General features: G+C 34.0%; 10 protein-coding genes. 9 read left to right on the top strand and 1 reads right to left on the bottom strand.

The window, feature by feature from the left end; translation table 11 throughout:
- The first annotated feature begins 116 nt into the window (after positions 1–116).
- The 7 genes from treP (at position 117) to MT489_RS03460 (ending at position 9,661) form a co-directional block, all read left to right on the top strand.
- Positions 117–2,081 (top strand): PTS system trehalose-specific EIIBC component, encoded by a 1,965-nt coding sequence (treP, locus tag MT489_RS03490; protein WP_244680105.1) that lies wholly within the window; start codon positions 117–119, stop codon positions 2,079–2,081.
- Positions 2,074–3,741, top strand: a complete 1,668-nt coding sequence (treC, locus tag MT489_RS03485; protein ID WP_244680104.1) for an alpha,alpha-phosphotrehalase — start codon at positions 2,074–2,076, stop codon at positions 3,739–3,741. The genes treP and treC overlap by 8 nt, the downstream gene beginning before the upstream one ends.
- A 543-nt stretch (positions 3,742–4,284) precedes the next feature.
- Positions 4,285–4,587, top strand: a complete 303-nt coding sequence (locus tag MT489_RS03480) for a nucleotide pyrophosphohydrolase (RefSeq protein ID WP_244680103.1) — start codon at positions 4,285–4,287, stop codon at positions 4,585–4,587.
- 47 nt (positions 4,588–4,634) lie between these two features.
- Positions 4,635–6,245, top strand: coding sequence for a DUF2075 domain-containing protein (locus tag MT489_RS03475; RefSeq protein ID WP_244680102.1), 1,611 nt, complete (start codon positions 4,635–4,637; stop codon positions 6,243–6,245).
- Between the two features lie 249 nt (positions 6,246–6,494).
- Positions 6,495–7,016 (top strand): Hachiman antiphage defense system protein HamA, encoded by a 522-nt coding sequence (locus tag MT489_RS03470; RefSeq protein WP_244680101.1) that lies wholly within the window; start codon positions 6,495–6,497, stop codon positions 7,014–7,016.
- Positions 7,017–7,327: 311 nt separating this feature from the next.
- The gene (locus MT489_RS03465) at positions 7,328–8,233 is read left to right on the top strand and encodes a retron St85 family effector protein (protein ID WP_244680100.1); all 906 of its coding nucleotides are present in this window, start codon (positions 7,328–7,330) and stop codon (positions 8,231–8,233) included.
- A gap of 201 nt (positions 8,234–8,434) precedes the next feature.
- On the top strand, positions 8,435–9,661 hold the full coding sequence (locus MT489_RS03460; RefSeq protein WP_244680099.1) for a retron St85 family RNA-directed DNA polymerase: 1,227 nt from the start codon (positions 8,435–8,437) through the stop codon (positions 9,659–9,661).
- A gap of 1,071 nt (positions 9,662–10,732) precedes the next feature.
- Here the strand turns inward: MT489_RS03460 and MT489_RS03455 are convergent.
- Positions 10,733–10,816 carry an SDR family oxidoreductase gene (locus tag MT489_RS03455; protein WP_244680624.1) on the bottom strand — a complete coding sequence of 28 codons (84 nt, stop codon included), beginning with the start codon at positions 10,814–10,816 and terminating at the stop codon, positions 10,733–10,735.
- Between the two features lie 338 nt (positions 10,817–11,154).
- Here MT489_RS03455 and MT489_RS03450 point away from each other — a divergent pair, with 338 nt between their 5' ends.
- Positions 11,155–12,441, top strand: coding sequence for a DEAD/DEAH box helicase (locus tag MT489_RS03450; RefSeq protein ID WP_244680098.1), 1,287 nt, complete (start codon positions 11,155–11,157; stop codon positions 12,439–12,441).
- Between the two features lie 29 nt (positions 12,442–12,470).
- Positions 12,471–13,079, top strand: coding sequence for a branched-chain amino acid aminotransferase (locus tag MT489_RS03445; RefSeq protein ID WP_244680097.1), 609 nt, complete (start codon positions 12,471–12,473; stop codon positions 13,077–13,079).
- Positions 13,080–13,190: the final 111 nt, after the last annotated feature.

The following is a 13,190-nucleotide window of genomic DNA, read 5'->3' as shown; positions in this document are numbered from 1 at the left end:
GGTAGAACGGTTTTATATTTTGTTTTGACCCATGGCTTTCTGGGAAACATTATAATAATAACTTTTTATTTAAATAGCTGTTTTGATAGGCAAAGATACATGAAAGGGGTCTTTGAATGGCAACTAATGGAGAATCCAATCAGATTTTAATCTATGCTCCCGTAAGTGGTAATGTGGTAGCTTTAAAAGATGTTCCAGATCCGACATTTTCTCAAAAAATGATGGGGGATGGCATTGCGATTGAACCAACGGATGGGAAGGTAGTCGCTCCATTTGATGGGGAAGTCATTCAAATTTTTCCAACCAAGCACGCCATTGGGCTTGTTAGCGATTCGGGACTTGAATTATTAATACATATTGGCCTAGAGACCGTCTCCCTTAATGGAGAAGGTTTTGAAGCACATGTCAAGTCAGGGGATAAAGTAAAAGCCGGTGACCCATTAGTCACTTTTGACTTGGATTTTATTAAGGAAAAAGCGAAAAGTCATGTCACTCCGATCATTGTTACAAACGGAGATCAGTTCGAAGAATTGCATAAAACAAAAGAGAAAGATGTTATTGCCTTAGACTCGGTTCTTTTGGGAACAGTGCCAAAGGGAGAATCTAAGTCGAAAAATAAGGAACAAAAGAATTCATCAACAAATGGGGTTCAGTATAGTAAAGAAGCAAGTGAAATTGTAGCTGCAGTCGGCGGCGTAGAGAATATAAATGCAGCTACCCATTGTGTCACCCGTCTGCGTTTCGCGCTAAAAGATGAGAGTGAAGTTAATAAAGCAGCCCTAGATAATATGGGAATCGTAAAAGGTACGTTTTCGGCAAATGGCCAATATCAAATAGTGATTGGTCAAGGTACTGTTGATAAGGTTTATAAAGCGATGGTCCATGAGACAGGTATTGAGGAAGCATCGAAGGAAGATGTTAAAGCAGCAGGTGGAGAAAACCTAAATCCACTGCAAAAAGCAATTAAAGTATTGGCGGATATTTTTATTCCGATTTTACCGGCCATTGTAACTGCTGGTTTATTAATGGGGATTAATAATATATTAGCGAATCCAGGAATCTTTGGCAAAGGGTCACCTGCACTTATCGAGACATACCCACAATGGGCTGGTATTGCGGATATGATTAATATCATTGCGAATACAGCCTTCACATTCTTACCTGCATTAATTGGTTGGTCAGCCGTTAAGAGGTTTGGGGGTCATGAATTACTGGGTGTTGTCCTTGGCTTAATTCTTGTCCATCCAGACTTAATGAATGCATGGGGATATGGCTCAGCAGTTGCGGAAGGTAAAATCCCTACTTGGAATATCTTTGGACTCGAAATAAATAAGGTTGGATATCAAGGACAAGTTCTGCCGGTATTATTTGCTTCTTGGGTACTGGCTAAAATAGAGATTTTTCTAAGGAAACGTGTCATTGATTCACTTCAATTATTGGTGGTTGCACCAGTTGCGTTATTGGTAACCGGCTTTTTGGCATTTGTTTTAATCGGTCCTGTTACATTTAAAATCGGTAATTGGATTACAGAAGGATTGGTATACGTCTTTGATGCAGTGCCAATCATCGGAGGACTAGTATATGGTGCATTATATGCTCCACTCGTTATCACCGGCATGCATCATACGTTTTTGGCGGTAGATCTGCAACTGATCGGTAGTACGGGAACGACATTCTTGTGGCCAATTGTTGCTCTATCTAACATTGCCCAAGGTGCAGCAGTATTTGCCATGATGCTAGTTGCAAAAGATGAAAAATTAAAAGGATTGGCGGGAACATCGGGTATTTCTGCATGGCTCGGAATTACGGAGCCTGCAATGTTTGGGGTAAACTTGCGGTATCGATATCCGTTCTTTGCAGCAATCACTGGTACTGCGATTGCTGGGGCTTTTATCACATTACAAGGCGTAAAAGCAAAATCAATCGGTGTTGGAGGCATTCCTGCGATATTATCGATTGTGGCGTCTAATTGGGTATCGTTTTTCATTGGCATGCTTATCGTCATTGTCTTTCCGTTTATCGTTACGTATTTTATTGCAAGAAGGAGGATATCATTACCTGGGAGTGAAAGTAATGAGTGAAGCTTGGTGGAAAAAGGCAACAGTGTATCAAATTTATCCAAAAAGTTTTAATGACACAACCGGAAATGGTATTGGTGATATTCAGGGAATTATCCAAAAGCTAGATTATCTCAAAAAACTAGGTGTCGACGTAATTTGGTTAACACCTATTTATAGATCACCGCAAAAAGATAATGGGTACGATATTAGTGATTATTACGCCATTGAACCAATGTATGGGACAATGGCTGATTTCGAGCAATTATTAGATGAAACTCATAAACGTGGTATGAAGTTAATTATGGACCTAGTCATTAATCATACATCGACGGAACATGAATGGTTTAAACAAGCAGCCTCATCCAAAACAAATAAGTACCGTGATTATTATATATGGAAGGATGCAGTTGATGGAAAGGAGCCGACAAACTGGGAATCAAAATTTGGGGGTTCCGCATGGCAATATGATGAGAAAACGGGCCAATATTATTTGCATTTATTTGATGTAACACAGGCAGATCTTAACTGGGAAAACGATGAGGTTAGAGAGAAATTGATTGAAATGATTCGCTTCTGGGCAGAAAAGGGAATTGATGGTTTTCGCCTTGATGTGATCAATTTAATCTCAAAAGATCAGCATTTCCCAAATGATCATACCGGTGATGGCAGAAGGTTCTATACCGATGGTCCACGAGTCCATGAATATTTACATGAAATCAACCAGGCTGTTTTTGCGCCTTATAAAATGATGACGGTTGGGGAAATGTCTTCGACGACAATAGAAAATTGCATCCTTTATACAAAACCAGAACGAAAAGAATTGGATATGACCTTTCAATTTCATCATCTAAAGGTAGATTATTCGAATGGGGATAAATGGACAAAGGCACCATTTGAATTTATTGAATTAAAAAAAATCGTCTCCGATTGGCAGGTTGGTATGCATAGAGGCGCGGGATGGAATGCCCTTTTTTGGTGTAATCATGATCAGCCACGTGCAGTATCTCGATTTGGCGATGATAAAACATATCATAAGGAATCAGCAAAAATGCTTGCAACCACAATCCATATGATGCAGGGAACCCCGTATATTTACCAAGGTGAAGAAATCGGGATGACTAACCCCGAGTTTACTTCAATTACTCAATACCGTGATGTGGAATCTTTGAATACATATGAGATTCTAAAGCAAAAGGGAAAATCGGAGGAAGAAATTATCGCCATACTTCAGCAAAAATCACGTGACAATGCCAGAACACCTATGCAGTGGTCCAGTGTAGATAATGCTGGATTTACAACAGGTGTACCGTGGATTGAACCAGCCAGAAATTACAATGAAATTAACGCTGAAAAAGCAATGAATGACCCCAATTCGATCTTCAGTCATTATCAAAAGCTAATTGAGCTTCGTAAAACATATGACATCATAACGTATGGGGACTATCATCTGCTTCTAGCAAATGACCCTCAAATCTTTGCCTATACACGAGAATGGAAAAATGAAAAATTGATTGTGGTAAATAATTTTTATGCTAATGAAGTTTCGATAGAGCTTCCAGTAGAAGAAGTAGAAAACCCGCAAATCCTACTATCGAATTACGCTGATTCTTCAAAGAGGTTGGACAAGATAACGTTGAGACCTTATGAGTCAATCGTGTATTGGGACAGAGGGCAGGGTTAACAAAGGATATTTAGCAGAAAAGGTCGGCATATATCAAACGGTTCTAAGGTGTTTCGGAATTTTATTCGAAACGATAGCGAATATATTCGTAAGTAGCTGTAATGTTTATGCAATACCATTTATTCACCTAAGGTGTATTAATTTCGACCCCGACCACCGATATACCTAGGAATTTTTTAGTCCGTTTAGAAGAACTTTAAATGCTCACAAACGTTGATTTAACAAGGTTTGTGGGCGTTTTTTCTTATCCGAGAATACGATAGAAAACGATAAGAATTGAATTCTTCAAGGGGTTTTAAACACCTCTTCTTCTAAGACATACAAATTGCACTAATATTTTTATTATTATTCACGAAAAGAAATAATACACACATTAAAAGAAATAATTTTAGATTAGGAAAAAGATAATGTTTCTTAAAATACAATCTAGTTTTTAAACTATCGCTTTTTAAAACTATGAACCTACAACTTACAATTACAATAAAATAAGTGATAAAATAGAATATATTTACAAAAATAGAATTCGAACTGGGTGGGCTATAAATGAAAGATTTAATGCAAGAAATCATTGAGTTTAGAGATGAGAGGGGATGGGCCTCTTATCATAATGAAAAAGATTTAGCTATTTCCATATCTCTCGAAGCCAATGAACTATTAGAAAATTTTCAGTGGAAAAATAGTGAAGAAGCTGTTGCTGATTCTAAACAAAATATTAAAGAAGAAATGGCAGATGTATTTATATATCTTTTACAGCTAGCCGAAAAAATGAATGTAAATTTGGTAGAGGAAGCATTTAAGAAAATGGAAAAGAATGCTTTGAAATATCCAGCGGAAAGAAGTAAATAATAGGTCATCCTTAATATTTCAGCAATCGTGAGGTAGGAAAATACAAAATGAGTAAAGTGGATATTAAAACAATGCCTTTTGAGAAATCATCAATAGACAGTATTTATGGATATTATACTGATTATCCTGTAGTTTACTTCCTGAATAATGATACCACGGTCTATATTGGTGAAACTGTGGCAATAAGAAATCGTATGAGGGACCACTTAAATAATACTGAAAGAAAATCATTAAAGAAAATGTCCCTGATAATTCATGAAAAATTTAATAGATCGGCAACATATAATATCGAAACCAAGTTGATCAATTATTTTCTCGCAGATGAACGATACAAATTACAAAACAAGAGTCAAACCGTTAATAGTGTCATGCACAATTATTATGAAAAAAAATTCTTTAATGAGGAATTGTTTGAAGAAATATGGGACGAGCTTTTAAATAGAGATATTGTAGATAATTCTAGACATACGATTGAAAATAAAGATATATTCAAGCTTTCACCATTCAAGGAATTATCCATCGAACAGTTGGAACTTCAGCAAAAGATTATTGAGGTTTGTAAGCAACACATTAATGATGATGAGCCTTTTGTCTTCTTAATAAAAGGAGAAGCGGGAGTAGGAAAGAGTGTTGTTTTAAGTTCTGTTATTAACAAAATCCAAGAGCTATCAAAGGAAAAATCATCGCCTTTGTATAAAACCAATAATTATTTACTAGTAAATCATACAGAGATGTTAAAAACATACAAGAAAATAGCCGGTAATGTCAAAGCACTCACAAAAAAAAATTTTGAAAAACCAACTTCCTTTATTAATCAGAGAAAAAAACTGATGAAGAAGGCTGATATTGTATTAGTTGATGAAGCTCATTTATTACTAACAAAACCTGATCCCTATAATAATTTTGTTGAGGAAAACCAGTTACAAGAGATTATTAAGCATAGCAAGATTGTTATTGCAGTATATGATGATAAGCAAGTTTTAAAGATGAAGAGCTACTGGGATGAGGAAAGGCTTCATACTATTATAGGTAATTACAATACTGAGCCTACTTATAGGCTAACTAACCAATTCCGAATGCAAGCTAATAATGAAATGGTTAATTGGATTGATCAGTTTATTGAAAAGAAGTTTAATAAAATACCAAAAGACCCTAAATATGATTTTAGAATTTTTGAGTCAGCAGCTGCAATGTACGAAGTTATAAAAGAACAGAATAATAAATATGGGTTAGCTAGAATTGTATCTACATTTGATTACATACATAAGAAAGACAATAAAGAATATTACGTCGAAGAAGATGATTTCAAACTTCCTTGGAATGGAGATTATGGAAATGTTACATGGGCTGAGAATGCAGATACAGTAAGGGAAGTTGGATCTATTTATACAATACAAGGTTTCGATTTGAATTATGTTGGTGTAATTTTAGGTCCATCAATCTCGTATGATGAACGCACAGATGAGATGAAAATTATAACAGATAATTATAAGGACACGGAAGCGTTTAGAGGTAAAGATGAATTTCAAAATAGCGATAATGTAAAGGAAAAAATCATATTAAATTCTCTTAATGTTCTGATGAAGAGAGGAATACATGGGTTGTATATTTATGCTAGTGATCCAAAACTAAGGTCGAGATTATTGCAGCTTCAATAGAATATGAAAAATTTTTGTACATAAAATTGTAGCATTTTGATCTATTAATAGGCAGTGGGGGAATCTCCTACTGCTTTTTTATATAAGATAAGAAATTCTCCCTCCTATTTTATGTATATTATTGTCTATTAATAGGAATAAGTGTCGGAATAACTGGTAAAATAGTGTAAAAATAAAATGTGAAATTAGCAATTATTTGTAGATGGTTAAATATACGTCTTTTCTTATTTAAAAGGAGAGTGTTATAGATTGACGGTTTTTGGTTCTGAAAATGTAATTATAAATAATATATCCGAAGCAAAACTTTCTACATATTTTGTTGGTTTTGATCTTGACGACAACAATGACAGTGTATATAGATTAAACGAATTGGTTGATATACTTATCGATGTTATCCCCGAATTTGCTTTTGGTTTCCACGAGGGAACTAGTACACCAAATACAAGTATGGTAACTAAAATAGGAGAAGCTGCTAAAGCGATATATAAAATAAAAGGGTTTGTAGATACAGGAGACATTTATCTAAATGGCGGTTGTATAGATGATGATATAGAGGATAAATATTTAAAACGTGGTGAGTTTGGAGAGTTAACAATTCCTTTTCTTTCCAAAATCTATTTGAAAGATTCATTAGGGCATACAGTTCATGGTTTTGACGCTGTGCATATTGAACCTAATTTAATAAACAATTTGAACGTAATCTCCAAGGTAAGGAACTCGAAAAAGAAGGTAAATTCGAAGAAGCTAAGGAACTTTATCTTCAAAACTTAGAGGAAGAGTTTGAAGGCAACCACCCATATGATAGACTTACAATCATTTACAGAAAGGAAAAAGATTTTAAGAGAGAGATTGAAGTTCTTGAAAAAGCAATAGATGTCTTCAGTAATAAAGTATATAGAGGACGTACTAATCGGGCTGCTAAATGAAAGACTGGAGAAAGCGAAGAAGTTATACGAAAAAGCACAAAAGTGTATAAAGATAATATTTATATAAAACTAGCTATAATATAGTTAGCCTAAAGAATTGTAATGTCATAAAATATTGGTATAATTTGTATATAATATAGGGGTAAGGAGAATAAGATGGCATTTAAGATTGATAATTTTACTGAGCAAATAATTAACCAAATATATGACGAAATTTTTTATAATATTAATCAAAACTATATTGATGTATTTCTCTGTGGAGGAGTAAGCAACTCAGATAAAAAATCAATTAGGGACCAGGTAAGAGACGAGATGAAAAAGTATTCAAATATAAGAATACTGTATCCCGAAGACATGTTTATTGAGATGTTAAACAAAGATAAAAATTATGACCTGTTAAGTCTGGAGAGATTCCTAGCTGATAATAGTGATATTATTTGTATCGTTTGTGAAAGTGCTGGTTCATTAGTTGAACTAGGAGCATTTACAAACAATGATAAAACAGTAAATAAAGTTGTGGCAGTTATTGACGAAAAAAGAAAAAGGGATAAAAGCTTTATTATGTTAGGACCTATTAAAATACTACAAAAAATAAATAAAAATAACGTAGTATTTTATAACGAATCTGATATTGGAAAACTTGAAAACGATTTAAATGAGATATTTAATTTAAATCAAAGTAAAAGAAAAAAAATTATTGATAACAGATCATCTAATAATAAAGCATTGAATACGATAATTGGAATGTATTATTTTATCCCATTATTGCTATACTTCTTTAAGAAAATAGATTCTAAAAATGTTGTTACAATAATAAAATTTCTGTTGGCAAGGAATGATCATGGAATAGACGATTTTAATGCTACATATAAAGCATCTCTGAGATTATTATATAAAGATAAATTCTTAATTAGACATATGGCACAGGGAGAAATTAATTATTCTTTATCAGAAAAGGGATATAAATACATAAATGATTTACTGAAAAATGTAAAGTTAGCGAATAAAACTAAGTTGTACGATAAGATTAGGTTTGATATAATCAAAGAAGTTTATTATTAGTTCGCTTCCCTTAGATTTTATTGCAAGTTTTATAGAGGGTGCACTACTCAAACTCTATAAGACACGGTAATGGGAGACGGTTCGTCATCCTATGGTTAAATGACATTCATTATTCTTGATATTATGTGTTAAATCTCACGATAAGTGAAATTCACCCCATAATTTCAATAAATTACTTTTGGTAAGGGGAGCGATACTAATATGAAAAGGGATTTTACAAATACATTTATTTTAAACTCGTTAGAGCTACCCGTGATTGATAGTTTAGATACTTTATCAAATCAAGTTGGTATTAGCAAAAGAATGTTATATTTATTATCTCAACAAACGAATAAATATTATAAGCAATTTCAGATACCTAAAAAAAACAATACATTTAGGGAAATTAGTAGTCCTTCGTACTCTTTAAAGTTAGTTCAAAGATGGATTTTAGAAGAGGTATTCTATAAAATTAATGTTACTGATGAAGCCCTTGCTTTTAAGAAAGGTGTTAACGGTATAAAACAAAATGCTACCTACCATCTTTATAGCTTATACATACTTGGTATAGACATTAAAGATTTCTTTCCATCTATTTCAAGAGAAAAGGTATTTTATCTATTCAAAAACTTAGGGTATAATAATTTTATATCAAACGTTCTATCAAATCTTTGTACGCTTGATAATTCACTACCACAAGGTGCTGTCACCTCACCATATATATCTAATATAATATGTTACAACTTGGACCGAAGAATTAAGGGATTGTGTGAAAAAAGAGACATTGTATACTCAAGATACGCTGATGATTTAACCTTTTCATGCGATAATAAGGATACACTAAAGAAAATGTATAAAGTTTTAGAGGGGATAATTGTAGATGAGGGTTTCGAGGTAAATCGATCAAAAACTAGGTTTCTGTCACCCATATCCCATAAGAAATTAACAGGAATAACTATTGATCATCAAAAAACGAAAGCTGACAAGGAATTAAAGAAAAAAGTTAGGGCAATGATACATAAGTCAATTGTTACAGGTGATTATTCTAATAACAATATAATTTTAGGTTATGTTTCATTTATTAATTCTATTGAAAATGGCTATAAAAAGAAAGTAATTAATTATATAAATATCCTAATTATGAAAGATTACAAGCACTACCCCGACTTAGTAGATGCCTATAATAAAAATAAATTGTTCCAAGAGCTAAATAATATGGTACAAATTGATTTCCATACTAGTTTTGCTTTTGATATAAAAACATATTATAGACAATATTTTAAACATGGTTTTGATCTAGATGAAATGGAATATTATGAGTATCTAAACATGTTAGAAAGCAGGAGAGTGTATCTAGAAAAGTATCATTTAAAAGATACAGAACTTGAAAAAGAGTTGGGTACTCTCCAATCAGCGGCTGATATAGAGGAAGATACCGATTTATTTTAGTAATTAAACGCAACCTATTTTGGATGCGTTTTTTTGATTAGCCATCTTATTGATTGGGAAAAGGTTGAAATGTTTCATTTAGATGAATATATACATTTGCCTGAGAATCACCCTGCAAGCTTTCGAAATTAATTAAAGGAACGCTTTACTAGTAAACTTCCATTAAAAAAGGCTCACTTTATAGATTGCGAAGGCAATGTTGACGAGATGATCAAACAATTTAAATGAAGAAATTAGTAAAGAATCCATTGATTTAGGCATTATCGGTATTGGGGAAAACTGCCAAATTGCTTTTAATGATACGCCAGCAGACTTTCAAACAATAGAGCCATTTATTATCGTTAACCTCGATCAGGCTTGTAAAGAACAACAAGTAGGCGAAAGCTGGTTTTCATCGATTGATGTAGTACCTCCACAAGCTATTACGATGTCTGTTAACCAAATCTTACAATGCCGATTTATTGTATCTCCGGTTCCATTCTTAGTAAAAGCACAAGCCATTAAGAATGTATTAGAAAGTGAAAAATTCACCAATGAAATACCAGCAACTATCTAAGAAGTCATCATAATTTTACCCTTTATTTGGGGATTAGGATTCGGCTTCGTTAATTAAAGAAAAGGTATTGTGATTTTGGTGTAATGTTACAATTACCGTGACGGGAGACTGATCCTAATATTCTAAGTTTTTGCCGTGTCAAAAGTGTAGGAGTCGAAGGTAACGGTGTCTGTGAAAGATGATGTAAGTGGAGATATATTTAGCGCTGTTGTTTATGTAGATGATTTAAATGATGAGTAATGACGAAATTATATAGTATAAGGGGGCTTAGCGGATATTGTCTAACATTATTAATATATTTTTAGACAGTATTTTTATTTTGAGCTTTAATAGATTTATTCCGTAATGTTGGACAGTCTACACGTTTTGTTTAATTATTGAAATTCATTCCACATAGAATAAAGCACCTTGACGAAGGTAAAATCATCTTTTCTTTTATTCTATTAAATTTCTTAAACTCCACTTTATACGCTTTAGTTAGTATCTTTTTAACAAAATTAGTAGATCATTATCCATTATTTAGAAGTAAATCCTCCATCCACAACAAATTCACTTCCTGTAGCATAACTAGACTCATCAGATGTTAAGAACAATACCATATAGGAAGATCTCTAGGCTCTGCTGCATACGGTGGAATTGGGAAATTGTCCTCTAGTGTCTTTCTTAAATCAGGCTCTCTTTTCAATGTAGTTTCTTCTAACTGGGTTTTTATTAGACTTGGATGGACAGGATCACCGCGCCTGACCACAAGTTTGATATAGCTTAAATCATTACCGGATCTGGGGTCAGGCCCCTTTTTTTCAAAAAAGAACCACATCCATTGAAATACAAAATTAATATTGCGAATCACTCTGTAAATACTAACCAATATGCTATAGTAAATAAGCCTTTATACAAATATAACGGCATTCATATAAGAAAAGAGACGTGATTAGCCTTGACTGACTTCTTACAACTTGGTATTCGAAAAGAAATTAACTATACATTAAAGTCATTAGGAATAGAAGCTCCAACTCCCATCCAAGAAAGGACGATTCCATCCGTACTGGAGGGGAAGGATGTTATTGCAAAAGCACAAACGGGAACAGGAAAGACGTTGGCTTTTGTTCTTCCCATTATTGAAAAGATAGATGTGCACAATTCGGATGTTCAAGCGCTTATTTTAACTCCTACAAGAGAATTGGCTCAGCAAATATCAAAAGAAATTAAGAGAATCATGGAGAATGTAGAAGGCATCAATGTGTTAGCTGTGTACGGTGGTCAAGATGTGGAGCATCAATTGAAAAAGTTGAAAGGTGCACAGCATATTGTCGTGGCAACTCCTGGTCGCTTATTAGATCATATTCGCCGTGGAACGATTGATCTTTCAACTGTTCAAATGTTTGTATTAGATGAAGCGGACCAAATGTTACTGATGGGTTTTCTCCCAGAGGTAGATGAGATTATACAAGAATCACTTTCTTCCCCACAAACAATGCTATTCTCTGCGACAATGCCAAATGAAATTACAACTCTTGTCAAAAAATATTTGGTGGAACCAGAATTCATTGAAGTGAAAGCAAAAAAAGTAACGGTGGAAGAAGTTAAACAAGTTGTGATTGAAACAACTGATCGCAGAAAACAAGCAACATTATTCCACTTAATCGATGAACATCGGCCATTCTTAGCGATTATATTTTGTCGTACAAAAATTCGTGCCAGCAAACTTCATGAAGCGCTAATTGCCAACGGGTACAATTCAGACGAATTGCACGGTGATTTATCGCAGTCTAAACGGGAAAAAGCGATGAAACGTTTTCGTGATGCGAAAATTCAGTTTTTAGTTGCAACAGACGTTGCTGCAAGGGGACTTGATGTAGAAGGGGTGACACATGTCTACAACTATGATATTCCACATGATGTGGAAAGCTATGTTCACCGGATTGGACGAACTGGCCGTGCAGGTGGTGCTGGAGTTGCCATTACGTTAGTGGCTCCTAAGGACTTAGAGTTCCTACGAATGATTGAAAAAGGGATTCATCAAAAACTGGAAATACAAGTGATTAAAGGAGTCAGTATCCCTGATCGTGAGGATTATGAGAGAGTAGGCAGCAAGCAACAATCTGGTAAACGCTCGGAAGGTCGTAAAAAAACTGCAACACCTTCTTCTAGTAGAAAAACGAATAATAGCCGACCGAAAGGCAATACAGGCACTACGACAAGAGGTAGAAAACGTTCGCGCTAAAGAGTTGATAATAATAGGAGGAGATACCTATGTTATATAAACAAATGCAACAATACATTTCATCACAAATGATTGAAGAGAAAAAGCTGGAGATATATACAGAGGAAAAAGAGTATATAGAGAAGCATGATTTAATCTCAAACGACGTTACACTAATAGAAAAAGATCCTACTACACGTTTCCAAGAAGCGTATATTGAAAGATGTGACAAAGAAACAGAAGAAACTCTTTCTAAAGAATCATTCGCTTTTTTACAACAACCGTTGGACTACCTGCAAAAACATAAAAATGAATTTATCTACTTAGAATCTAACTGGTTGGAAGTTATCGGCGTCGATGCAATTTCTTTGGAAGTGAATGATGTATTTGGAACATACGACGTCATGGTAGGATTGAAGCAGCAGAAAAAGTTTGAGATATCTATTAAAGAAAACTTACGTAAAGATTTACAAGGAGATGATGCAAGATTTGAATTGATGTTTAATCAAAACGATGGCTTATGGGACTTGAATTTCGCCTTGAATTATGTGAATGGGTTCCAAGAGGAGATGTCATTAGAGGAAGCTTTTCGGTTAATTTATCGATTTTTATTTAAACTTGGAGAGAGAATAGAAGAAAGAAACAAGGACGTGAATTAACTGTTAAACCTATTTCTTTTCTACATATGATAGCATTTAGTTCTATACAAAAAGAGGTAACCTCCCCCTATTTTTCTGGAATGTAAACATGAAATTTAGGGAGTAGGTAGT

Source organism: Lederbergia wuyishanensis, from assembly GCF_022900255.1.
In the GTDB taxonomy this organism is placed as follows: domain Bacteria; phylum Bacillota; class Bacilli; order Bacillales; family Bacillaceae_C; genus Lederbergia; species Lederbergia wuyishanensis.
The sequence above is the reverse complement of the archived record's forward strand: the minus strand, read 5'-3'. Positions and strand labels throughout refer to the sequence as shown.